At 42.7% G+C, this 24,654-nt stretch carries 23 protein-coding genes; 12 read left to right on the top strand and 11 right to left on the bottom strand.

All coding sequences use genetic code 11. The features are described from left to right. Window positions 1-70 precede the first annotated feature (70 nt). The 3 genes from QWZ01_RS17180 to QWZ01_RS17170 form a co-directional block, all read right to left on the bottom strand. Entirely contained in the window at window positions 71-1,111 is a 1,041-nt protein-coding gene (locus tag QWZ01_RS17180; protein ID WP_290325350.1) for a DUF6807 domain-containing protein, read from the bottom strand. Between the two features lie 184 nt (window positions 1,112-1,295). Further along, entirely contained in the window at window positions 1,296-2,651 is a 1,356-nt protein-coding gene (locus QWZ01_RS17175) for a Gfo/Idh/MocA family protein (protein WP_290325348.1), read from the bottom strand. 867 nt (window positions 2,652-3,518) lie between these two features. After that, complete coding sequence (locus QWZ01_RS17170; RefSeq protein WP_290325346.1) at window positions 3,519-4,265, bottom strand: peptidase associated/transthyretin-like domain-containing protein; 747 nt, start codon at window positions 4,263-4,265, stop codon at window positions 3,519-3,521. A gap of 162 nt (window positions 4,266-4,427) precedes the next feature. Here QWZ01_RS17170 and QWZ01_RS17165 point away from each other — a divergent pair, with 162 nt between their 5' ends. Both QWZ01_RS17165 and QWZ01_RS17160 read left to right on the top strand, forming a co-directional pair. Beyond that, the gene (locus tag QWZ01_RS17165; RefSeq protein ID WP_290325343.1) at window positions 4,428-5,018 is read left to right on the top strand and encodes a Crp/Fnr family transcriptional regulator; all 591 of its coding nucleotides are present in this window, start codon (window positions 4,428-4,430) and stop codon (window positions 5,016-5,018) included. Between the two features lie 98 nt (window positions 5,019-5,116). Continuing rightward, the gene (locus QWZ01_RS17160; RefSeq protein WP_290325341.1) at window positions 5,117-5,869 is read left to right on the top strand and encodes an SDR family oxidoreductase; all 753 of its coding nucleotides are present in this window, start codon (window positions 5,117-5,119) and stop codon (window positions 5,867-5,869) included. A gap of 457 nt (window positions 5,870-6,326) precedes the next feature. On the opposite strand, the gene QWZ01_RS17155 is transcribed toward QWZ01_RS17160, so the two are convergent. Further along, entirely contained in the window at window positions 6,327-7,223 is an 897-nt protein-coding gene (locus QWZ01_RS17155; protein WP_290325339.1) for an OmpA/MotB family protein, read from the bottom strand. A gap of 199 nt (window positions 7,224-7,422) precedes the next feature. Between QWZ01_RS17155 and QWZ01_RS17150 the strand changes: the two genes are divergently transcribed. Then, a complete protein-coding gene (locus tag QWZ01_RS17150; protein WP_290325338.1) occupies window positions 7,423-8,013 on the top strand; it encodes a DUF1349 domain-containing protein in 591 nt (196 codons plus the stop codon). A gap of 172 nt (window positions 8,014-8,185) precedes the next feature. Here the strand turns inward: QWZ01_RS17150 and QWZ01_RS17145 are convergent, their stop codons facing one another. Then, a complete protein-coding gene (locus tag QWZ01_RS17145; RefSeq protein WP_290325336.1) occupies window positions 8,186-9,064 on the bottom strand; it encodes a carbohydrate kinase family protein in 879 nt (292 codons plus the stop codon). Between the two features lie 134 nt (window positions 9,065-9,198). On the opposite strand from QWZ01_RS17145, the gene QWZ01_RS17140 reads away from it, so the two are divergent. Together QWZ01_RS17140 and QWZ01_RS17135 are read left to right on the top strand one after the other, a co-directional pair. Then, complete coding sequence (locus QWZ01_RS17140) at window positions 9,199-9,618, top strand: YybH family protein (protein WP_290325335.1); 420 nt, start codon at window positions 9,199-9,201, stop codon at window positions 9,616-9,618. Between the two features lie 42 nt (window positions 9,619-9,660). Further along, a complete protein-coding gene (locus tag QWZ01_RS17135; protein ID WP_290325333.1) occupies window positions 9,661-10,170 on the top strand; it encodes an adenylyltransferase/cytidyltransferase family protein in 510 nt (169 codons plus the stop codon). A gap of 72 nt (window positions 10,171-10,242) precedes the next feature. Here QWZ01_RS17135 and QWZ01_RS17130 read toward each other — a convergent pair whose 3' ends face one another. The 6 genes from QWZ01_RS17130 to QWZ01_RS17105 all read right to left on the bottom strand — a co-directional run bounded on the left by QWZ01_RS17130 (window position 10,243) and on the right by QWZ01_RS17105 (window position 16,086). Beyond that, window positions 10,243-11,124 (bottom strand): cupin-like domain-containing protein, encoded by an 882-nt coding sequence (locus tag QWZ01_RS17130; protein ID WP_290325331.1) that lies wholly within the window; start codon window positions 11,122-11,124, stop codon window positions 10,243-10,245. Between the two features lie 136 nt (window positions 11,125-11,260). Continuing rightward, a complete protein-coding gene (locus QWZ01_RS17125; RefSeq protein WP_290325330.1) occupies window positions 11,261-12,139 on the bottom strand; it encodes a cupin-like domain-containing protein in 879 nt (292 codons plus the stop codon). 184 nt (window positions 12,140-12,323) lie between these two features. After that, window positions 12,324-12,872, bottom strand: coding sequence for a fasciclin domain-containing protein (locus QWZ01_RS17120; RefSeq protein ID WP_290325328.1), 549 nt, complete (start codon window positions 12,870-12,872; stop codon window positions 12,324-12,326). 190 nt (window positions 12,873-13,062) lie between these two features. Further along, window positions 13,063-14,184 (bottom strand): radical SAM family heme chaperone HemW, encoded by a 1,122-nt coding sequence (gene hemW / locus QWZ01_RS17115; protein WP_290325326.1) that lies wholly within the window; start codon window positions 14,182-14,184, stop codon window positions 13,063-13,065. Window positions 14,185-14,311: 127 nt separating this feature from the next. Further along, a complete protein-coding gene (locus QWZ01_RS17110) occupies window positions 14,312-15,151 on the bottom strand; it encodes a retropepsin-like aspartic protease (protein WP_290325324.1) in 840 nt (279 codons plus the stop codon). Window positions 15,152-15,294: 143 nt separating this feature from the next. Then, window positions 15,295-16,086, bottom strand: a complete 792-nt coding sequence (locus QWZ01_RS17105; protein ID WP_290325322.1) for an NIPSNAP family protein — start codon at window positions 16,084-16,086, stop codon at window positions 15,295-15,297. A gap of 191 nt (window positions 16,087-16,277) precedes the next feature. Between QWZ01_RS17105 and QWZ01_RS17100 the strand changes: the two genes are divergently transcribed. From QWZ01_RS17100 to porN, 7 genes are all read left to right on the top strand, one after another. Continuing rightward, a complete protein-coding gene (locus QWZ01_RS17100) occupies window positions 16,278-17,525 on the top strand; it encodes a PQQ-dependent sugar dehydrogenase (protein ID WP_290325320.1) in 1,248 nt (415 codons plus the stop codon). Window positions 17,526-17,750: 225 nt separating this feature from the next. Beyond that, the gene (locus QWZ01_RS17095; protein ID WP_290325317.1) at window positions 17,751-18,737 is read left to right on the top strand and encodes a DUF4271 domain-containing protein; all 987 of its coding nucleotides are present in this window, start codon (window positions 17,751-17,753) and stop codon (window positions 18,735-18,737) included. Window positions 18,738-18,749: 12 nt separating this feature from the next. Continuing rightward, complete coding sequence (locus QWZ01_RS17090) at window positions 18,750-19,514, top strand: uroporphyrinogen-III synthase (protein WP_290325780.1); 765 nt, start codon at window positions 18,750-18,752, stop codon at window positions 19,512-19,514. Window positions 19,515-19,769: 255 nt separating this feature from the next. Then, window positions 19,770-21,080, top strand: a complete 1,311-nt coding sequence (porK, locus tag QWZ01_RS17085) for a T9SS ring complex lipoprotein PorK/GldK (RefSeq protein ID WP_290325315.1) — start codon at window positions 19,770-19,772, stop codon at window positions 21,078-21,080. 50 nt (window positions 21,081-21,130) lie between these two features. Continuing rightward, window positions 21,131-21,934 carry a type IX secretion system motor protein PorL/GldL gene (gene porL, locus QWZ01_RS17080; protein WP_290325314.1) on the top strand — a complete coding sequence of 268 codons (804 nt, stop codon included), beginning with the start codon at window positions 21,131-21,133 and terminating at the stop codon, window positions 21,932-21,934. Between the two features lie 37 nt (window positions 21,935-21,971). Beyond that, window positions 21,972-23,471 carry a type IX secretion system motor protein PorM/GldM gene (gene porM, locus QWZ01_RS17075; RefSeq protein WP_290325312.1) on the top strand — a complete coding sequence of 500 codons (1,500 nt, stop codon included), beginning with the start codon at window positions 21,972-21,974 and terminating at the stop codon, window positions 23,469-23,471. Window positions 23,472-23,477: 6 nt separating this feature from the next. Further along, entirely contained in the window at window positions 23,478-24,473 is a 996-nt protein-coding gene (gene porN, locus QWZ01_RS17070; protein ID WP_290325310.1) for a type IX secretion system ring subunit PorN/GldN, read from the top strand. Window positions 24,474-24,654: the final 181 nt, after the last annotated feature.

The following is a 24,654-nucleotide window of genomic DNA, read 5'->3' as shown; positions in this document are numbered from 1 at the left end:
AATATCGCAATAGAAAACTTATATCTCCTTATCGGGAAGTCATCTGTTTGAAGTTGCCTTAATTAGCTAATTATTTTTTTCCGAACGCGTCTGCTAATTTATTTAACTGTGCAGGATTAGTAGTTTCTTTACCATTTTCAATTACTATACGGTATTTGAAAGTTACCGACTCGCCTTTTTTAAGTGTCAGGTTCTTAGCCGATTTACCATTGGTGAAAATATTTTCACCCAACGGATTGGCTGCGAACAAACCGTAGCCCCTGGCATGCCAAAACGTAGGATAGTTTGGATTTTGAGGATGATCTATAATAGATATACTTACCGAATCGGAACCCATTTTACCGTATACCTTGCACCAAACTCCGCGGGTGCTCCAGGCGTCATTACCGGTTTTTCCCGCGCTGGTAAGGTAAGTTCCGTTTGCAATATGGTCCGAACCACCCTTTACTATGGTGACAATCCCCTTATCGTCCGTAAATTTCTGATCGGCAGTTTCGGGTATTTGCAGTTCGTGTGCAAGGCGCAGGCCAAGCATACCATCCTTGGCGTCTTTAAAAACAGCGTCTACGTTGGCCTTTAGTGTAGTGTAACGATCAATAATACGCTGGCTGCCATTGCCGCTAAATTCAAAGCGCGTGGTTTCTTCCAGTATAACATCCTTTTGCTGATTGGTCCAGTTGGCATGGTAAGCCAAAACGCCTGTATTACCGCTTTTAGTTTCCAGGATGCGGTCGGTACGGATCCAGCCGTATGAGCTCTTTTTGGCCGCAGGGATAGCGTAAGAGTTGTTCCAGAAATCGAGCCCGTTCAGGTTTTCAAAATTGAACCACAGGCCAATATGATGCGGGTGATCGGTTGGGTCGCCGGCGCGTTTGGCTAATGGAAAACTGCGGGTAACCACTGTACCGGCAGCATCACGCAGCGGATACAATACCGGTTTTTCCAAGGTATCAGGATACAGAAAACTGGTGAAAGGTTTGCCACCGATGAGTATATCTATCTTATCTTTTGATGTTTTTACGATTTTAACAGGTTCGCTTTGCTGAGCGTATGTAACTGGCGACAAAGTTGCCATTGCTATAGCTATACCTAAAGTTTTAAATGTGGTCATAGGGTTATGATGTATAAGGTTAGTATTGAGGAGAAATAAATTCCCTCCCAACGGGAGGGGTGCGGCTGTTTGTGTGTAAATGCAGGGAGGGGTTTCTATGCTGATACTTTTAAATCGTACATAAAACCCCTTCCAACACCTTCCCCAGGGAAGGAATCGCACGTGCCCTGCTTTAGTTTTTCATTTAATATTTAAACACTTTGCCGTTAGCCATAACTTCCTGGGTGGCTTCGTCAAATGTGGCTTTGTAGCCGGTATGTACCGCCGCGTTGGTCATGATATTGGCAATAGAGTGGCTGTAACCTGCCTCAACAGGAGCATTGGGTTGTTTGCGGCTGCGAACGCACTCCATCCAGTTACGTACGTGGTTCGAGGTCAGTTTATCGCCCCCGGTATTGGCCGAAGCCACTACCTGTTCGGTATTTTCCAGGCTTAATTCTGGTAGCAGGTTAGCCTTCATACCCATGGCACCAGCCATTTTCTCTGTTAAACCACCTTCTGGCGAAACCTTGTTGGTATTCAGGTTTAATTCGCCGCCGTTTGAGTAATAGATCTCGGCCGGATGCTCGTCGCCATTATGCATGCGTGAGCCGAAGGTAACCTGGAAGCCTTTTGACGGATCATCAAGCGGGCCATAATCAAAGGCGGCCAAAATGGTATCCCAGTTACGGCGGCCATCTTTCCATTTATAAATACCACCATTGGCTACCACGCTACGCGGGTGTTTCAGGCCGGTAAACCAGTGAACGGTATCAATCTGATGGCTCATCCACTGGCCGGGTAAACCTGAAGAATATGGCCAAAACAGGCGATATTCTAAATATATACGCGGATTGAATGCCTCATAAGGGCGGTTCATGATAAAACGCTTCCAATCGGTATCCTGTTCTTTTAATACACCAAGCAGTTCGGGGCGGCGCCACCTGCCGGGCTGATTCACGTTCCAGGTAAGCTCAACCATGGTAATATCACCAAATTTGCCTGAACGGATAAAATCATTAGCTGCATGGTAATTGGCCCCACTTCTGCGCTGCGAACCTATCTGCACAATTTTGCCCGACTCCTTTACCGCTTTAAGGGCGGCGCGGTTATCTTCCATGGTTTCGGCAAATGGTTTTTCAACGTAGGCGTCGCAGCCGGCTTTTACTGCCTCAATGGCGTGGCGGGCATGCTGAAAATCGGCGGTACTGATAAATACGGCATCAACAGTTTTGCTGTCATATAATTCCTCATTATTGCGGTAAGCCTTTACATCATTCTGCATCTTTTCTTTCCATACAGCTGCGCCTTCCTCCCGGCGTTTGTTCCATATGTCTGACACGGCAACCACCTCAAAATTAAGCTCTTTATAATGGTTCATAAAGCTGGGGATATGCGAGCTTTTATGCCTGTCTGAAAAGCCAACAACACCAACCCTAACGCGGTCGTTAGCACCAATGATACGTTTATAGCTTTTTGCGCTCCAGCTGTTTTTTGCAAGCATTACACCGGCACCCGCCAACGCGGCTTGCCTGATAAAAGTACGGCGTGATTTTTCCATGAAGATAGGTAAATTGGTTAATGGCCGGTTCGTACAACCAGCTAAAATCAAATATCGAAGATTTTACCTGAAAAGTAATGCTGTTTTTAAGTGTCTTTGTAACAATAATGTTTCCTTGGGCAGCTAGGAGAATTTCCCGCCTCAAACTTTTTAAAATTTTATTTTAACACTTTTTGACATCAAAACCGGCAGAAAATGGAATGTTTTGATGAAAAATCAGGGTAAAATATCAATTTTAACGAGTTTTGAATCGGTTTTGATCAGTTTATTTCACTTTAAAAAGTTGTATGGTATTGATAGTCAATAGACTGATAAAAAATGCATGATTTCCGGTTGTTTTTACCGTTTAACCAAACAGCCCGGTTACCTATTGCAGGTAACCGGGCTGTTGCTTTATATACAAATATACAAAATTGCAAGGTAACATGCCATTTCTGATCTTTCCCTTTGAAGCGGTGGAATTGATAAATTCAGGAGGCTCCTATGGAGCCATATATTAATTTATTAAGCTATAAACACGTGACTCCGCTGGAGTCTGGAAAAAGCGTCATAGTTCCGGAGGAGCAAGCTGTTTAGAGAAAAAGTAGGGGTATTTGAAGATTCTGTAGGAGGCCTCCTGTGTTAAACACCTATGAATAGACATAATCGTTGAAACTACATAACGCAAAATGACTCACCCGGTCTGCGCTTCGCTGGACCGCCCTCTCTTCAGCTTCGCTGCAAAGAGGGCTAAGAAAAAAAGCAAAAAGAAATGCCCCTCTTTCCGCCGCAGGCGAAGAGAGGGGTGACGAGCGCAGCGATGTCGGGGTGAGTCGATAAATAGCTGGCAATACCTTTTGATGGCTTATTAAGTCTTACCCAAAAGTTTCAATCCCCAAAAATCGGGGTTTTCAATCTTTCCTCGGGTGTAAGCTTTAGAAACTCCTTATAACAATTACTGATATACTTAGCGAGGTTAAAATCCTCGCTGGTAAAAGTTTTGATATCGGGCGAATATCGCAGGGCAAAACTATGCAGCTCCTGGCCCCGCAGCGGCACGTATTTTTCAACGTTCTCATCGCTGAAAGCCTGCTGAATTTGCGTGATTATTTTTTCGCGCTGGGCCTGCTGTTCCCTTTTTTTGGCATCGTTCTCGGTTTTTTTGTTCGACCATATCCGCAAACTAACGCCGCCCTTTATGGAACCATCGGCATTGGGGCCGTCAACATTACGCTGGTAGGCCATGGTTTGGTTATGAAAATTGGGATCTATCTGCTGTTTAAATGCCGACTGGTTTACGGCTGCGGCACCCTGGGCGTTTACTACCACCTCCTTCAGCATGTGCTGTACCGGAGCGAGGTAAAACTCGCGCCCCAGCAGGTTGGTCAGCAATACAGTGTCGGCCTTGTATCTTGAGCCACTGAACGCCAGGAGGTCGCCGGCTTTGGCTTCAATAACAAAATGCCCCTCCTTATCGGTCTGTGTTTTAAATTTCCCGTTCAGGTTCTCGATATTAATATCGGCTAAGGCAACATGCGTTTTAAGCTCATAAACAACACCCTCCAATGTATGCTGCTGAGCAAAAGCAAAGGAGGTCAAAAACACGAATATGAATACAAATACCAACCGTAACATTTTCTAAATTTAAAAATTCCTGCTTCATAAATAAGTTAAAATATGTTAAAGCCTGAATAATAACATTATGAATCATAAAAGCTGCCGTAAACGCTGCAATGAACCTGCCTTTATCAAAATTGATTTATATTGCATATGCTTTAAAAACAATATTTCACGATCATGAGCGAGTTTGAACCACTTATTAAACATATCAGGAAACGGGTTGATATGACCGATGATGAACTTGCCGAGCTGACATCCTATTTCAACGTTAAAAAGATAAAAAAGAAACAATTTATTATTCAGCCCGATTTTGTAGCCAAACATCGTAATTATGTGGTAGAAGGCGCTTTTCGTGCTTATGTAATTGACGGTAAAGGGGAGGAGCATACCATACAATTTGCTATTGAAGATTGGTGGATATCTGATTACAACAGTTTTATACATCAGCAGCCCGCCACCATGTTCGTGGTAGCATTGGATAACAGTATTGTTTTACAGCTTACCTATGAACAGGAACAAAAGCTAAAAGCAGCAGGCCACAAGTACGAAACCTTTTTCCGAATAATGGCCGAGCGCTCGGCAGCTTACCAGCAGCGGCGCATCATCTCTAACCTTACCCAGTCGGCCGAGGAGCGTTATACTGACTTTTTAGAAAAGTACCCGCTTGTTGCGCAGCGTGTGCCGCAATACGCGCTGGCTTCATACCTGGGCATGACCACTGAGTTCTTATCAAAGATCCGCAATAATAAAGTACGGCGGAAAAGTTGAACTACTTCAACCGTTTTTCCTAACCTGGTTCATCGTTAAAAAATGCCGGGCACTGCAACTTTGCTATATCAAATAACAAAATAAAAATAGCAAAGATCATGTCAGAAAAATTGAAAAATAAAGTAGCCGTTGTTACCGGCGGCAGTAACGGTATTGGTTTAGCCACCGCCAAATTATTTGCACAACAGGGCGCCAAAGTGGCCATAAGCGGCCGTAATCTGCAAAACCTGAACAGCGCGGTTGCCGAAATAGGGCACGATGCCATAGGTGTACAGGGGGATGTAGCCAGCCTTACCGACCTGGAAAAACTGTACCAAACCGTAGCCGATAAATTTGGCAAAATAGATGTACTGATTGTTAATGCGGCCATTTATGTGCTTGGCCCACTGGCCAGTTTTACCGAAGAGCAATTTGATAAAGTAAGCGATATTAATTTCAAAGGCACTTTCTTCAGCGTGCAAAAAGCGCTTCCTTATTTAAATAATGGTGCATCTGTAGTGCTAACCTCATCGGTAGTGGCCGAAAAGGGTGTGCCTAATCATGCTGCGTACTCCGCTTCAAAAGCGGCCGTTCGTTCCCTGGCTCGCAGTTTCTCGGCCGAATTGCTTGACCGTAAAATACGGGTTAACGTATTAACTCCCGGCCCGGTTGATACCAACATTTTTGAATCGGTAACCAGCAGTAAAGCAGAAGCTGATGCAGCCAAAGCTGGTATGGGCGAGTTTACCCCGGTTAAACGTGTGGGCACACCGGCTGAAATAGCGGAGGCCAACCTCTATTTAGCTTCGGACGATTCGGCCTTTATGGTTGGCGGCGAGATATTGCTTGATGGCGGTATCAGGTCGTTGTAAACAGAAAATGCTGCGCGGTTAATCAACTCACCCCGACAGCGCTGCGCTTGTCACCCCTCTCTTCGCCTGCGGCGGGAAGAGGGGTTTTTCTTTTGTTTTTTCCTTAACCCTTCGCTACCGCAAGCGTCCCGCTTGTGGTAAATCATGCTTAACAATTACTAAACTTCATGCCCACAAGCGGGACGCTTGCGGTAGCGGGAGGGAAGAGAAATTGTTCAGAAGGAATCCCCAATCAAAAGGTTGTCATTTCGACGAACAAGGGTTGGATTGTGCGTTGGGGTGAGGAGAAATCTTATACAACATGCCTGCAGATTTTCAGCGCGTATAAGATTTCTCCTCGTTCCTCGTCGAAATGACAATCTTTTATTTTTTTTCAAATCAGTATTTTAGAACAGCAATACCACTAAAACAAAAAGAGCCGCCCCATATGGACGGCTCTTTTATTATAATTTAAAAATTATTGTTTTGGCGGTGCGGCAGGTGCAGTAGCCGGTGCTGGTTGCGCCTCAGGTGCCTTGCCTATCAGATCCATAAACTGATCAAGTTTAGGGGTGATGATAATTTGTGTACGCCTGTTTTGCGCTTTACCTGTTGGGGTATTATTATCGGCAATTGGGTTGTACTCGCCACGGCCACCTGCAGTTAAACGTTTAGGATCAACCGCGTAGTTATTTTGCAGTGCCTGTACTACTGATGATGCCCTCAGAGCACTCAGATCCCAGTTGTTACGGATATTTTTCTGAGTGATAGGCACATTATCTGTATTACCTTCAATCAGCACATCATAAGTGCTGTAATCTTTAATGATCTTGGCAATTTTGCTCAGCGTTTCGTTGGCCTTGTCAGATACTTCATAGCTGCCTGATTTGTACAGCATATTGTCAGACAAAGAAATATAAACCACGCCTTTCAATACCTTCACATCAACATCCTGTGTTTCCTGTGCGGTTAATGAGCGGGTAAGGTTGTTGGTTAACACCATGTTAAGCGAATCGCTTTTGGTTTTGGCATTTACCAATTGCTGAATGTATTTGTTTGAGCTGTTGATCTCATCAACCAGTTTTGAAATATTAACACTTCCCTGGTTGCTGGAGTTTAAACATTTGTTAAGGGCATCCTGCAAAGCAGCTACGTTTGATTTTTGCAGTGCAATTTGCTCTTCCAAACTTGATACCCTGCCATTTGCAACGGCTAATGCCTGTGCTGTGGTTTGGTATTTTACACTCATATCACGGGTGCTGTTTTGAAGCTGAGTGTAATTAGCATCAAGTTCTTTGTACTTTTTACTGCTAACGCAGCTTTGGGTTAATACCGCGGCTATGAGCACAAGCGGTACGGCTATGGGGAATTTCATAAATTTGTATTTTTTTAGGTTTAAATATAAAACAATAATGCTTAACCAATCAACAGCATAAAAGTTTTGTTTACGCTGTACTGATTGTTTTCAAATATTCTTGCCAAAAACTAAATCCTTATCTTGGCAACATACTATCCATCCGAAAAAAATGAACATATCCTGTATCACCCTGCACAAAAAAATCAAACTAACTCTAATGATCTGCCTGTTAGCCATTACCAGTAGCTTTGCCCAAAACGGCCCGGCCATGAGCTGGTTTAACCAGCCATCAAAATGGACTGGCAACGCCCAAAAACTAACCTTTACCGTTGACCCCGGTACCGATTACTGGCAGGTTACCCACTATGGCTTTAAGCGCGATAACGGCCCTTTTTATTACCAGGAAATGACCGGTAACTTTGAGGCCAGCGTAAAGATAACCGGTAGCTACCACGAGCTTTTTCACCAGGCCGGTTTAATGGTGCGCATTGATGAAAAGAACTGGATAAAAACCGGTATAGAGTATGTAGAAGGCGTACAAAATGTAAGTGCCGTTGTAACCCGCGAGGTATCTGACTGGTCTGTAGTACCCCGCCATGACAGCCCCAAATCTGTATGGCTCAAGCTGCTGCGCAAAGGCGATTATGTGGAGATCAAATACTCTTTTGACGGACAAAAGTATGATATGCTGCGTCTGGCTTATTTTCCGCCCGATAAAAAGGTACAGATAGGTATGGTTGCCGCCGCGCCGGGCAAACAGAGTTTCCCGGTAACATTTGAAAACTTTAAGGTAGAGGTTGTAAAGTAAGTATTACTTTAATTGCATAGCGTATAAATTACTCACCCCGGCATCGCTTCGCTTGTCACCCCTCTCTTCGCCTGCGGCGAAAAGAGGGGTTTTCTTTTACTTTTCACACGCCCTCTTTCCAGCGAAGCTGAAGAGAGGGCGGTCCAACGAAGTGTAGACCGGGTGAGTCGTTTTACAAATATGCCAGGCTATGTAGTAATTCAGGCGGGTAAACCGGGTTGGCACCACGCTGGCTTGCTACATATGCACCTACCGAACATGATTTATCAACAACCATTTGCATAGGGTGTTTGGCAAGCAGGCCTGCTACAAAGGTAGCCAGGAAAGCATCGCCGGCACCTACCGAATCGCCTACTTTTACGGGGCAGCCCGGGCTTTCATAAAATTCATGGTCATGCCATACTATGGCACCGTGTTCGCCGCGGGTTACACAAATGGTTTGGTTATGATATTTAGAGCGAAACTCGCTGATCTGATCTCTTAACGAATCGCTGCTGCCGCCGATAAGCAGGTTGGCTTCCTCCTCATTCATCTTTACCACGTTGGCACTTGCCACCAGGGTTTCAATGGTTGATAAGGTGTAGTGAGGCGGCCGTAAGTTTACATCAAATACTTTCAGTGCCTGGGTTTCATCAAGCAGGTTAAGCAGGGTATCGCGGGTTGTGGTATTACGGCAGGCCAGGCTCCCGAACACTACGGCCGATGCCTGTTTAGCCACCTGGGTAAGTACTGAATCGGGCTGGATATTATCCCATGATACAGGTTCAGGAATTATATAGGTTGCCTGGTTGTTTTCATCAAGCTGTACGGTAACTTCGCAGGTAGGCAGTTCGTCATCACGCTGAATAAGCGGTGAGTACAAGCCGCTCTTTTGCAGGAAGCTTACGAGCAGATCGCCACTGTTGTCCATACCAACAGAACTTGCGAAAGCAACATTAACACCTTGCTGCACTAAATGCCTTGCCACATTCATTGGGGCGCCGCCTGCCTTTTTACCATCGCCAAAGGCATCCCATAAAACTTCGCCGAAGCTTAATACCTGATTTTTCATAAAGTTAATGTAAAGTTTGGGTGTAGTATATTTCAAATATAGCAGGAATTTTAACATTTTACAGCAATCAGAAATTCATACAAAATCAGGGTTCTGTTCAAGCGCTATCAGTACAATTTATTTATCTTTAATTCATGAAAAAACTCATTTTATGTTGCTTGATGCTGCTTGGTTCGGCCCTTTTACATGCGCAGGACAGGCAGGCTATTTTAAAGGTGATGCAAAAGCAGGAGCTTGACTGGAACCGTGGCGATATTGATAGTTTTATGCAGAGCTACTGGAAATCAGATTCGCTTTTGTTTATAGGCAAAGCGGCTCCGCTTTATGGCTGGCAGGCTACCATTGAGCGTTATAAAAAAGCATATCCGGATAAGGCCGCCATGGGGCAGCTTAAGTTTACCATTTTACAGGTAAAGGTTTTTGACCCTTCAAATGCCTTTGTTATGGGCGCCTGGCAGTTAAAACGCGCTAAGGATGCGCCCGGTGGTTACTATACTTTATGGTTTAAAAAAATAAAAGGGGAGTGGAAGATAGTATGTGATCATACTTCATAGATTTGCGGTATTGAATTTGATATTTTAAACTGGAGTTTGCAGATGAAAACAGGTTTGATTATAGGCAAATTTATGCCGCTGCACAAGGGCCACATTGCCCTTATTGAATTTGCCCTTGAACATTGCGATGAACTGATAGTTTTGGTAAGCGCCAGTGATGACGAACCTATTACCGGAACACAACGCCTGGAGTGGCTGCAGGAGCTGTATAAAGATAACGGCAAGGTAAAACCCATCATGCTTAATTATGATGATCTGATCTTGTCAGATGCGGAAACTACAGTATCATCGGAGGGCCTTTCCAAGCTGTGGGCCAATTACCTGAAAGAACAACTACCACCCATTGATGTGATATTTGCATCTGAAGCCTATGGTGCCTATATGAGCAGGTTTTTAGATTGCGAAGCCGTAATATATGATGAGCCTTGTAAAATTGTACCGGTTTCAGCTACCCAGATCAGGAATGATCCTTTTACTTATTTTCCTTTTTTACCCGATGTAGTGCAGGCCTATTATAATCAAAAGGGGGATGAAAATCCAAGCCCTCAATGATCGCTGTAAAACAAAATAGCGATGAGTAAAACCCATCGCTATCAATATTTTAAAAACTTACAACGTAAAACGTTAAAATGGTTTCCCGGCGGCAAGTTCGCGATTGGCCCATTTTACGGCCAGCTCTTCGCGGAATTTCGCGTATTTTTCTTTAAATGCCATTTTTAGCACACTATCAACCCCTCCTTTAATAGCCAGGTTATACAAGCTGGCTGCCTTACGGCTGATGGATGCATCCCAGGCGCGCAGGCTTAAGGAGTATGATCCGTCGATGTATTTCATCCAGTGCCAGTAGCCAGTAGGCATAAACAGGGTATCGCCATGTTCTAAAAATACCTCAATGCCTTCAACACCATCCAAAGCAGGGAACTTTTTAACATCAGGGTTTAGTACATCATAATCTTCCAGCGCATAGGTGGCGTTTGGTATGCAGTATAAACGGCGTTTCCATTTGTTTTCAAACAGTATTACATGTTTGCGGCCGCCAAAGTGCGTATGGAAAATATGAGGCAGATCAATATCGTAATGTAAAAAGGTAACAGAATTAGAGCCGCCGAAAAACATGGCGGGCATACTTTCCAAAAAGCCACCCATGAGGTCTTTAGGTAGTATGATATCATCCAATAATTGAGGGGCCTGTTTAAAAATATTGAAAAAGAAGATCCGAAGCTCTGTAGGCTTGGTTCGGATCATGTCGATATAATCGTCAAAGGGCATTTCCGTTGCCGATGAGTTGATGGGTTTTGATGGGTCGGCCTTTGAATTATCATAGAGGGGCACCACTTTTTTACCAACTACTTGCTTTAAATATTCGGGAGTCCATTTTTCGCGTGCGGGCCAGCTTTTGGTAAGCCCTTTTATAACCAGCGGGCGGCGCGGATCGAGATAGTTCTTCTTAAAATCTTCAGGAGAAATATTTTCAACAGTATCAATCGGACGGAGGATAAAACTCATATTATGTTTTCTTTCCGGGCTGTTTTATTTAAACTAATTTAACGATAATACCGAAAAGCAAACAAAATAACGAAATAAAACCCCAAAAGGTATAGCTTTTATGTTAAAAAAATATGACACGGATGGCGTTTGCAGCTCATGGTCTGCCGGCAAATAAAGCATTTTCGGCACGCTTGATAGCCAGTTTTTCCTTCCAGTCCATATAGTCTTTTTTAAAGCGCGATTTCATCAGGTTATCAAACTTGCGCTGTATAGTTAAGTTATACAGGCTTTTGGCTTTAATGGCCCATGATTTATCCCAGGCACGCAGTGATATGGAAAAAGAGCCATCCAGGTATTTCATCCAGTGCCAATAACCGGTAGGCATAAACAGGGTATCGCCATGTTCAAGGGTAGCTACCTGGCCTTCAATACCGTTTAATGCTGGGAATTTCTCAAAATCGGGATTTTCAATATCATAATCTTCCAGCGCGTAGGTTGCAAATGGTATGCAGTAAAGCCTGTCTGTCCATTTGTAATCAAACAGCATTACCTTTTTGCGGCCGTTAAAGTGTGTGTGAAAAATATGAGCAAGGTCAATATCGTAGTGCAAAAATGTAACAGAACCTGCACCTCCAAAAAACATATTGGGGTATTTATCCAGGAAACCACCCATCAAATCAGATGGTGAACGGTAATCGTTCAGTAATTTGGGAGCATGTTTTATAGGGTCGAACAAAAATATGCGCAGATCAGTAGGTTGTGATTGTATGAGGTCGATATAATCGGCAAACTTCATTTCCTGGGCCGAAGCGTTAATAGCTTTTGAGGGATCGGCCTTGGAGCTATCATACAGCGGAACAATCTGATCACCAACGGTTTCCTTCAGGTAATCAAAGGTCCATTTTTGTAAGGCGGGCCAGGTTTCAGTTGCTTTACGAATAATAAGCGGTTTACGCGGATTTAAATAATTATTAACAAAATCCTGTTTGCTTATATTATCAACGGTATCTATGGGTGTTAAAATTATACTCATATTCACAATTAATTAACACGCAAAATTAATTAATTGAAAAAAACACCCAATTTTTTAGGCCAATTTTGAAACTTTCCTGACAAAATAACTACCCCAATGTAATGGTGTTCGGCGGCTGATACATCACAACAAAAAGCCCCGGTGCATATGCACCGGGGCTTTTTTAACAATAAACCTGCAATAATTAGTTAGGCATTAATACGGTATTTACAACATGTATTACACCGTTGCTTTGGTTAACATCGGCAATGGTGATCCATGATTTGCCGCCTTTTTCATCAACCAAATAAAGTTTTTTACCTTGTTCCATAACGGTTAAAGTACCGCCGCTTACAGTGCTTAGTTCTGCTTTACCTTTACCTTCTTTTACTTTGGCCATTAAATCAGCAGCACTCAGTTTTCCGGCAACTACGTGGTAAGTTAAAATTTTTGTTAAAGCAGCTTTATTAGCTGGTTTTACCAGGTTATCAACAGTACCGGCTGGTAATTTATTAAAAGCCTCATTGGTTGGTGCAAATACAGTGAATGGGCCAGCAGATGATAAAGTTTCTACCAAACCTGCAGCTTTAACGGCAGCAACCAGGGTAGTATGGTCTTTAGAGTTCACAGCGTTTTCAACAATGTTTTTTGTTGGATACATTTCTGCGCCGCCTACCATTTTAGTTTGCGCGTTTACTTTAGGCGCAATTGCAAAAGTTGCTAATGCAAGCGCCGCGATGATCAGTTTTTTCATTATGTGATTAGTTTACGAATTGTTTTTAATGACACCCAAAAGTGCTTGTTTGTTTGGTTTTTCAATGTAACAAAGCTATCACGAGCCCTTGATAGTTTGTTAAATTTGTTGTGGTAGCTACTTGTATGAAGATACGGGGACTGCGAAGGAACGGTTTTCAGGAAGCAGTAATTTCTTACAACCTATTGATTTAAAAGAACAGACCAGCCGCTATATTATCAGCGTAAAGCTTGCCTGTTGGGGTCAGGTACAGGGTGTTATCTTTTTGGGTTATCCATCCGTTATCAAAATAGCGGCGGGCGGCAACAAGCAATTCATTTGCCGATGCACTAGCTATGCCATTGAGTTTATCCATATCAAGGCCCCACATGGTGCGTATGGATGTCATGATGTATTCGTTAAGCCTGTTTTCTTCTGTAAGGCTTTCAGTTTCGGCAGGCAGTTTACCTGCCTCAATGCCTTGTATGTATTTGGCATTGTTGGCTATGTTCCATTGCCGGGCCTGGCCATTGTAAGAGTGTGCCGATGGACCTATACCCAGGTATTTTACCCCTTGCCAGTAGTTTGAGTTGTGTTTGGAGTAATGCCCCGGCAGGCAAAAGTTTGATATTTCATAATGCTCAAAACCGTGATCAGCCATGGCATCCATCAGTACTACAAACTGGGCGGCGCTTTGCTGTTCGTTCATAGGCGGCTGTGTTTTTTTATTAATGAACGTTGCCAGCGCCGTTTGCGGCTCAACCGTCATGGAATACGATGATACATGTGGGATGGCCAATTCAAATATCTTGTCAAGGTTTTGTTTCCACTTGGTATCGGTTAGCAGGGGATAGCCATAAATAAGATCGGCGGTGATGTTCTCAAAACCGGCATCCTGCGCTCTTTTTACCGATGCTTCTGCATGTCTGCTGCGGTGTGCACGATTCATCCAGAGCAGGTCTTCGTCAAAAAAAGATTGTATACCTATACTGAAGCGGTTTATATTGGTTTGTCGAAGTGCCTTTATTTTAGCTTCATCCAAATCATCGGGATTGGCCTCTAAGGTTATCTCCGCGGTTGATGATACGGTGTGTATTTCGGTAATGGTATTGATCAGTCTGCTGATCTCATCCGCTTCCAGCAGTGACGGGGTGCCTCCACCAAAATAAATGGTTTCAACAGTTTCGTTGTTCAGATAGCTCTTTTGCAGCTTAATCTCTTTAACCAGAGCCTGCAACAGATCATCTTTATACTTTAACGAGGTACTGAAATGAAAATCGCAATAATAACACGCTTGTTTGCAAAAGGGAATATGTATATAGATGCCCGCCATTTGGGACAAAGGTAAGAAAAACCGATGGCCTTATTGCTGTTCTTAACAGGGCTTCAAAGGTGCCTTTTAATGGTTAAATAGTGGAAGGCTTTTTCTGATGATCAAATAGCAATTGGTGATTGTGCTGTTAGTAATTATTAACGATCATTTCATGTTTTTTTAAATCAAATGTCACCCGTTTTCCAATCCAGTTTAATGATACTATACCATCATAAATGAGCCCGTTAATAAAGGAGGCTTTTACATCCTGACATTGAATATCCGGCGATGCCTTTGCAGTTATCGATTTAATATTGGCATTGTAAATAATGGTCTTAACCTTAGGGTCAAACTCACTGGGGATCGTTATTTTACTGGCGTTTGCGGTATCGATACCTAAAGCCGGAATATACCTGGAGTTTATACGATAAACATTGGCCCCGGCCCCGCAATCAATACAAAATTGTAAGGTTAGCTTGTTGTTTACTGTAAAATAAGTAAATATAGTTAGCGCTTTGTCTCTTGATTCTTCCAATTGTAATGGGATCTGGTGGCCCGACTTTCTAATACCGAACAGGCTTTTATCTGTTTCAAAAATTATCTTTTTGTTGATGTAATCAATAGTAAGTGGCTGTTCTTTAAAACTCATGAGCGAAATCAGACCATCGATAGGGCCAAGGTTTGCATCAAAAATTGTCAGCACCGGGTTATGTTCAACAAAAGTTCCTAATGTAACGGTTTGAGCATCGTATAGGTCAGCGGTTAATTTTTCACCGGTGGCCCGAAATGCAGTATAGCTGCCATCTTGTTTATGCAGTTTACCTATTTTATCTGAAAAGGTTTTGGTAATCAGTGTTAGACCGGCACCTGTATCAAATATAAAATTTCCTTCAATCCCGTTAATTTTGGCCTTAACCACGATATGGCCCTGTGGTGTTAGCTCAAACGGGATAGATGATTGTGCATGACTTACCCCGGTTATTAACATTACAAGCACGAAAAGAAAAAGAAATTTTGAGCGGACAAAAACAACAAAAGGCATGGTGCAGATTTTTTGATTAGTAAAACTATAAAGTTAATTAAGCAGCAGATATTTTCCGCCGCTTAATTAGAAGGCTGATAATTTAATCCTTAAAAATCAGAATAATCTGCCGGGTGAAGAAAGATGATATCGGCGTGCGAAACATTGTTCTTGTACTCTTCCTTTGCTGTAAGCCCTTTCCATTGCGCATCATTGTTAAAGGCTTCCCAGTGTTTGTCGCGGTCGGCTTTGCTGTTAAAGGTGGTCATGTACATGAGGTTGGGCATACGCGGGCCGGCTATCACTTCCGAGTAAAAAACGGCGTTAAACCCAAGGCGCTTAAATAAACCTATTTCATCGCCCAGGTTAAACATCTTTACTTTGTTAACATTGTATTTCTCGGTTGCGCTTTCATAGCTGCGCAGCTCGTAAACCCTTTCAGCCTTGGGGGCGGTAAGCTCAGGCACTGCAGTGCCTGGCATACCCGGGAATGCCTGTAACACGATAGACTCTATGCGGGTATATGGGGCCTCTTTAAAATTGGCGTCAATGTAGTCTTTACCGTCAGCCAGGTATTTGGCATCGGCTTGCAACAGGTTTTCAATGCCCGATAGCTTATCAATGGAGGTAAACGGTGTAAATACATAAATTCTTCTGTCGGTATCCTGCTGGGTAACCGGTTTAAATACTCCAACATTCTTCACACCAGCGCGATGCAGGGCAGGTACATAGGCTTGTTGTAAATATTGCTCAATAACGGTTTCCTGGGCCTGGGTTTTATAATGATAAATTTTAAGCTGGAAATAATTTCTTGATGGCGCATTAGCCAGCGCGTTTAATGAAGTGATCAGGACAATTAAAACGCAGGTGCAAATGAACCGTAGGTTAGAGTATAATTTCATGGTAGTATTTTAATAGATTTTATTTATTGGTAATTGAGCCATAAAAATAGGTTATTGATACTTTAAAAGTATGGGATTCAGGTAATAAATCTGTTAGCTATTGTGCAAACCAAAGTAACTTATTTATTGCTGTTTACGCTTTTTACGGCCTATAGTATATCTTTATATTCGCATAATCAATTTAATCTGCTATGAATAAGAAGACAATTTTTGCATGTTGCCTCGCGGCCATCGCTGCCGGCGGCTTGCTCTCCTTCAAAGTATTGAGAAATAACCCAGCCGAAAATGCCGGGCTCACCCTGCCGCAAGGATTTAAGGCCTCCGCAATTGCTGATAATTTAGGCAGTGCCAGGCATTTGGTAGCTACCCAGCAAGGTGATATTTATGTGCATCTGGATAAGCCTAAAGATGGTAAAGGCATTGTTGTTTTGCATGATAACGGTAATGCCACCTCTGTTAAAACTGCCTTTGGTACTTTTGGCGGTACAGGCATCCGCATTAGTAACGGATACTTGTATGCATCATCAGATAAAGACGTTTACCGGTTTAAATTGAACAGTAATAACGAGGTTATTGATCCGGAGCACCCGGAAACTGTAGTGAGCAACCTGGTTACTAAAAGGGCGCACAGGCCCAAGGCCATAGCACTGGATAATAATGGCAATCTATATGTGAACATTGGTGCTTACTCCAACATCTGCAGCGAATTTGATCCTCAGAAAAAAGGCTGCCCTATATTGGATTCGGCCGGAGGCATATGGAGGTTTAAGGCTGATAAACTTAATCAGAAACAAAGTGACGGTGTACGGTATGCCACTGGCCTGCGCAATGTGGTAGGGTTAGACTGGAACCAGCAGGATAACCAACTTTTTGTGATGCAGCATGGCCGCGATGCCTTGAATACGCTTTTCCCTAATTTGTATACCGTTCATCAATCGGCCATTTTACCGGCCGAATGCATGTATGCCCTTAAAGAAGGTGATAATGCGGGTTGGCCATATTTATACTATGATGATGTAAAGCATAAAAAGATGCAAGGGCCCGAGTATGGCGGCGACGGCGTAAAAGAAGCCGACGCCAAATATGCCGAGCCCGTGGCTGCATATCCAGGCCACCTTGCGCCAGATGGTTTGCTGTTTTATACGGGTAATCAATTCCCCGAAAAATATAAAAATGGGGCATTTATTGCATTCCACGGATCATGGAACCGCGCACCAGAGCCACAGGCCGGATATTTTGTTGTTTTTCAACCTTTCAAAAATGGTAAGCCCGATGGCAAATGGGAAGTATTTGCTGATGGCTTTGCAGGTACAGCAGAACAAACCGCGTCTGGCCGTGCCGAGCACCGCCCCTGTGGTTTGGCACAGGCTGCCGATGGTTCGCTTTATGTAAGTGATGATAGTAAAGGCACTATTTATAAAATAACCTACAACAAATAACAACTGCGATAAAGTTTTAAAAAGGCTCCTCTGAATACTGATTTGAGGGGCCTTTTTTTATGGTTGTTAAAACACAGGAACATTACGGTTAATGTGTTTTTAATAATTTAAAAAGCATATTTATTTCGTGTTAAAAGATGATTATAAATTATTCTGTATCTGTGAAACAATCAATTATTACAATAAATTTGCAGCAAAATTTACGGGTTTATATTTTGCTTTAAAATGCGTTTAGCCGTTGGGTGTTTCCTGTTTTTTCTGCTTTTTAGTTCTGCCGTGTTTGCACAGCAGGATTCAGTAGCGGCCAGCCCGGAAACTCTGCCTCAGCAAACAAAACCCGTATACAAAGCCAACAGATCATTGCTTGATTCGGTAGCTGAGGCCATGCAATCGCGCAGGCTCTTTGTGGCCGACTCCATAGCCATGCGTTACATACACGCGCCTGATTCCACGACGCAAAGAGAATTTGCCGATAGCTTACTGAAGCATAGTTTATACAAGGGTTATGGCTTTTTGGATATTACTCTAAAGTCAAAAGATAAGGTCAGGGATGGGCACAACCGGCCCCTGCGCGATCCCTGGATCATCGGGATTATCATAGGGTTATTAATATATACCGCCATACTTAATATCGCTTTAAATAAGGATGTAACTTTTGTGTTGCAATCGTTTTACAGTAAGCGGGTACTCTCGCTAACCGGTAAGGAAGAAAGCCTGGTGAGCCCATGGGCCTTTTTGGGCTTGTTTTTATTGTTTTGCCTAACCCTGGGTGTTTTTTTATACCAACTGGCAGCGTATAATGGCATTTATTACATTGTTGCAGGCAGCAGGCTTTTTGTGTCGCTTACGGTGATCATCATGATACTGTTTGGACTTAAATTCCTGATTTTGAAACTGCTTGGCTTTATTTTTGATATAAACCGGTTGGTAAGCGAATATCTGAACATATTACATCTTACCTACTTTAACATAGCATTTATATTTTTGCCCGTAATAATTTGCTTTAGCTTATTAGGCAGCCAATACGTGTCTGTTTTGCTTACTTTAACGCTTATTATTGTTGTGGTGATATTTATATGGCAATATTTGAGAAGCAGCGTAAATATAATTTCTACTTTTCGATTTCATAAGTTTTATTTATTTACGTATCTTTGTGCCCTCGAAATTTGCCCTATTTTAATTTTAATTAAGGCATTGAATATTAGAATTTAGTTAGTTAATAGAATTGATTTGGAAGACAGAAAGAAAAAGGTTAAAAGTATTTTAGTTACTTTATCAAAACCCGAAAACGATAAGAATCCGTATGCAGAACTGGCTAAAAAGCTAAACCTGAAAATTGATTTCAGGTCGTTCATACATGTTGAAGGTGTTCCGGCTAAAGACTTCAGGAAAGAAAAAATAAACCTGGGAGATTTTACCGCCGTTATCTTTACCAGTCGTAATTCTGCTGATCATTTTTTCCGTATTTGCGAAGAAATGAGGTTTGAAGTACCTGTAGAAATGAAGTATTTCTGCCTTTCAGAAACTATTGCCCTCTATCTTCAAAAATATATTCAATACCGTAAGCGTAAAATATTTTTTGGCAAACAAACCGCTGCTGACCTTGCAGAGGTATTGAAAAAGCATTCGTCTGAAAAATTCCTTTACCCATGCTCAGATGTGGCTGCCGAAGAAACCCAGCGCTTCCTGCTTGAAAACGGCTACAACTTTACACCGGCAGTACTGTTCCGCACAGTTTGCAGCGATCTGTCTGATCTGGCCGATGTGTTTTACGATGTAATTGCGTTTTTCAGCCCATCAAGCATTCAATCGTTATACAAAAATTTTCCTGATTTTAAACAAAACAATACACGCATAGCGGCTTTTGGCGCAACAACGCACAAAGCTGTGCTCGAGGCGGGATTGATCCTTGACATTCCGGCGCCAACTCCTGCGGCCCCGTCAATGACCATGGCTGTTGAGCAATATGTTAAGTTAGTAAACAAATAAATATTAAAAAGTATTTGTTCCTGTTGTAACTTTTTTTGTAATATAAGCGTAGTAATGCCAACTAATTTACATCATTGTGGTTAGCTTAGTGGTTGTTTAATATATCATAATTTAACTTGCAGATAATGCATAATTCATTCGTTTTGGCTATATAGCGGCCTTAAATGAAATGTTTTTGTCATTCTTAGCGCAAAATTTTGATATATTCGGAGTGTCATATGGTGTTATAGTTTATATAACTGAATTGGTTTTAACATGAAGCAGATATACTTATTAATAGTTGTTTTAGCTTGCGGGATATTGAGCGGTTGTAGCAAAGGCGGAGACAGGGGAGAGGTAACCGGAATTCAGCAACGGTCGTTTAGGTCAGAAGTACCTTACGGTATGGTTTATATTCCCGGCGGAACTTTCCTGATGGGGCAAACCGATCAGGATGTAACTTTTGCGCAAATATCGCAAACCAAACAGGTTACGGTGGCTCCGTTCTTCATGGATCAAACCGAAACCACCAATAGCCAGTACAAGCAATTCGTATATTGGGTTCGCGACTCTATCGCCATTACCAATTATGTGAACGATAATAAATATTATCTGCAGCCTAAAGGCACTCCAGCCAACAATACAGGCAAAAAATTCATCAATTGGAGCTACGTAAAGAAAAACCCGATCTGGAGCAACAAAAAAGGCCAGACTGGCAATGCTCAAAAATTACAGGGCATGTACTACCAGGGCGAAGACCGTGTGTTTGACCGCAATGAAATTGATGTTCGTATATTAAAATACAACTACTCGATAATGGTACTGCGTGATGCCGCCAATTATAAAGGAGATAGAACCAAAAGGCGCTCTGACTTTATTTTGCGCGATACCGTAGCTGTTTACCCTGATACTTTGGTTTGGCTGAGCGATTTTTCATACGCTGCCAATGAGCCTATGGTTGAGGGATATTTCTCGCACCCGGCTTTCCGCAATTACCCGGTAGTTGGTGTAACCTGGAGACAGGCAAGGGCGTATACAGTATGGCGTACCCGTTACAATGATGCTTATAAAGATTCGCGCCGTTTGCCTCACCGCCAGCCTTATGGCTTGCCAACCGAGGCCGAATTTGAATACGCTGCGCGTGGCGGCAGGATAGGTACAGATTACCCTTGGGGTGGCCCTTATATTAAAAATGCAAAAGGCTGCCTGCTGGCCAACTTTAAACCCGGCCGCGGTAACTATACAGATGATGGCGGAGCATATACGGTGAACGTGCGTTCATACTTCCCTAATGATTATGGGTTGTATAACATGGCAGGTAACGTAGCCGAGTGGACAGCTTCTTCTTTCGATGAATCGGCTTCTTCATTTGTGCATGATCTGGCACCAACCTTTAATTATGAGGCTAAGTCAACCGATCCGGAAGTGCTTAAACGTAAAGTGGTACGCGGCGGCTCGTGGAAGGATGTAGGATATTTCCTTCAGAATGCTACACGCACCTATGAATATCAGGATACCGCGAAATCATACATTGGTTTCCGCTGCGTAACCCAGTACCTGGGCCGGGATATTAAAGACAAACGATAAACAAACTAATAAACACATCTATCTACACTAAAAATCATTTCTGAATTATTATGGCTGGGAAGAAAAAACCATACGGAATAGGGAACATAGTATCATGGGGAGCAACGGTGGTTATCATCGGGTTACTATTTAAAATACAGCACTGGAAATTTGCTACCGAGTTTATTACCGTAGGATTATTGGCAGAAGCCTGCTTATTTTTCCTATTGGGTTTTCAACGGGAAGAAAAAGATATTGATTGGGTACGCGTTTACCCTGAATTAAGTGAGGATTTTAGCGGTGAGCTGCCAAAAGCATCTGCAAGACCAGCAATCAGCAACACTGGAAATACAACCCAGGCTTTAGACAAAATGCTGGAAGACGCTAAAATAGGCCCTGAGCTGGTTCGCAGCCTTGGCGATGGCTTAAGAACATTTGGCGATAAGGTAGCGGCTATCTCAAAGGTAACTGACGCCGGCGAAGCTACCATTGCTTTTACTGATAAAGTGAAAACCGCATCAGCAAGCTATGACAAATTGAGCAGCGCCTTTGATAGGGCATCAGCTAATTTATCCGAAATGGCCAACTCAAATATCGATTCAAAAACTTATCATGAGCAGGTAAACAAACTGGGCCGCAACCTGGCCGAGTTAAATGCTGTTTATGAACTGGAGTTACAGGATTCAAGTGCGCATTTAAAATCAATGAACAACTTTTATAAAAATCTGTCATTAACCATGAACAACTTCAACGAATCGTTAGATGATTCCAAACAGTTTAAGGAGGAAGTGGGACGTTTAGCTAAAAACCTGGCATCGTTAAACTCGGTTTACGGTAACATGTTAACAGCAATGAACCAACCAAGGGTTAATTAATATAAAACAGATTTTTAACAAGTAAGATTTATAATAGATGGCCGGAGGTAAGGAAACCCCAAGACAGCGGATGATAGGTATATTATACCTGGTGCTTTTAGGCTTAATTGCCCTTAATGTTCCGGATAGCCTGTTAGATGCCTTTAAAAATATTACAAGCAGTTTAGATCAGTCAAGAAATAACGTTACTACCAGTTTACAAAGCACTTACTCAGCATTTGAGGCAACCAAGTTAAAAGAACAACCTGAGAAAGCTCAGAAGCTGGAAGGGCAGGCAAAATCGGCAAGTAAAGCAGCTGATGATCTGAACTCATATATTGAAGAATTAAAAGCCGAATTAATAAAAAGAGGCGGTGGCATAAACCCCGAAACGGGTGACGTTGATGCAAGGGAAAGTTTAGACATATCTCCCGAGGTAATGATCAACAATAAAAAGGCTGATGTACTAAAAGAAAAGATTGAAAGTACTCGTGCCCACTTATTACAAATATTGGGTAAGGATAGCACAGGTGTAAACTTTTCTTTAAATGCCATTGGCCCAAAGAAAAAAACCTGGCAGCAAGCCTACTTTGGTGATGGTATTCCATTGGGTGCTGCCTTAACAACATTGGCTAAGATACAAGCAGATAATAAAAACGCCGAAAACGAAGTGGTTAAAAAGATATTAGGTAAGGTAGATGTGGCTCAGGTAACTTTAAACCAGTTTAAAGCGGTTGCTGTTGCACCAAGCAGTTATGTTTTGGCAGGGCAGCAATACAAAGCCGAGATCTACTTAACAGCTTACGATCAAAAATCAAATCCGGTAATTACCGTTGGCGGTTCTTCTGTACCTACATCAAATGGTGTTGGTACTTATACAGCTACCGCAAGCGGCGAGGGTTTACACACCTGGACTGGTAGCTTATCTGTTAAACAGGTTGAAGGCCCTGCAAAGGTATATCCAATATCTGCATCGTATATGGTTGCCAAACCTTCGGCTGTGGTATCGCCCGATAAAATGAACGTGTTGTATATAGGTGTACCTAACCCGCTTTCTGTATCGGCGCCTGGTGTGCCTAAGGAAAGCATGAAGGTAAATATGTCTGGAGGTTCTATCAGCGGTAGCGGTGGTCATTACACTGCTACGGTAAGTAGCCCGGGTACTGCAACCGTAACCGTAACAGGCGAAAAAGGTATGGTTTTAGGTTCGTCATTATTCCGTGTTAAACGGATCCCTGATCCTAAACCTCAGTTTGCCGGCAAAAGCGGCGGTAATACCAGTGCTGCTAACATCCGTGCGCAGGACAGGGTATTTGCCAAATTAGATAATTTTGATTTTGATGCTAAATTTAACGTAACACGTTTCACCGTACTTATAGTAAAGCCTCGCCAGGATGCCGTTATATTATCAGGCAGCGGGTCTGAACTAACAGGTGCTATGCGTGCCGCGATAAACACGATCACACCGGGCTCTACTGTTATCTTTAAAGATATAGTGGCAGTTGGCCCTGATGGATCACCAAGAGGACTTGACCCGATTGTATTATCCGCAAATTAAAAGCGTATGAAAAAGAAAAGTTTGGTAGTTGTTGTGCTTTGCTTAGTTTGTGTTTCGGCAGTATTTGCGCAGAAGCGCCCGGCTAAAAAGCGTACCAGGAGAGCTACTACCACCAGTACTGCAAAGCAAACCGCACCCCAGGTTCAGCGACAATCAAGTCAGCAGGATAATGTGGCCAGCCAGCCAGCGGTTGATAGTGCCAAGCGTAAAGCCTTTGATGCCAACAAACCGTTTGAAAGGCCGCTTGATGGATACTATAAAAAGAACAATATTTTAAATGCCCGCGTTACCCCGCTGCCTAATCTGCGCGAGAACGATGTAGTATATGCTAAACGCGTATGGCGCGAAATTGACATCCGCGAAAAGATGAACCAATACCTGGCTTCGCCTAAAGCGCGTTTGATCGATATTTTATTAAGCGCTATTGCGGCGGGCGAGTTAACAGCGTACGACCCGATACCAACGAGAGATGATCCGGGAGGCGATGGTTTTACAATTCCACTTTCGGCAGGTGGTGCAAAATCCAAATTAGCCGATAGCTCTGTTGTTGACAAGTTTGATAAAGATGGTAACAAAATAGGTTCATCCCTGCAGGCCGGAGAATTTAACCCGGATAGCGTTGTGAAGTTCCGTATTAAGGAAGATTGGGTTTTTGACAAACAACGCTCGGTATTTGAACCACGTATTGTTGGTATAGCTCCATTAATTAAACCAAAAGCCGGTAATGTTGATTTGGATTACCAGCCTGCATTTTGGGTTTACTTTCCCGAAGCCCGACCTATACTGGCTACCAAAGAAGTGGCAAGCCGTAACAGTGATGCTACCGGTTTGAGCTTTGACGATGTTTTCATGAAAAGGATATTTACCAGCTATATCGTGAAAGAAAGTAACGATAAGGATGAACGTATAAAAGATTATGCCCAGGGTATTGATAAGCTTTATGAGTCGGAAAGGGTTAAAAAGAACCTGATGGACTGGGAGCTTAACCTTTGGTCGTACTAAGTAATTATAAACCTAAATTTTAGTAAAAGCCAAAATTCAGAACCGCAAGGGTAATGAATTTTGGCTTTTTGGGTTCTTATGGCTGTGATATGTTTAATCCTTGTTATTCGCCAATGTTGGTGTTTTCACCATAGGTTTTCGAAAGATTTTCAATTCCCTCCTTGGGGAGGGTGGTGGTGGA

This window comes from Mucilaginibacter aquaedulcis (genome assembly GCF_030409325.1).
GTDB lineage: Bacteria > Bacteroidota > Bacteroidia > Sphingobacteriales > Sphingobacteriaceae > Mucilaginibacter > Mucilaginibacter aquaedulcis.
This window is presented reverse-complemented; position numbering and strand designations above follow the sequence as displayed.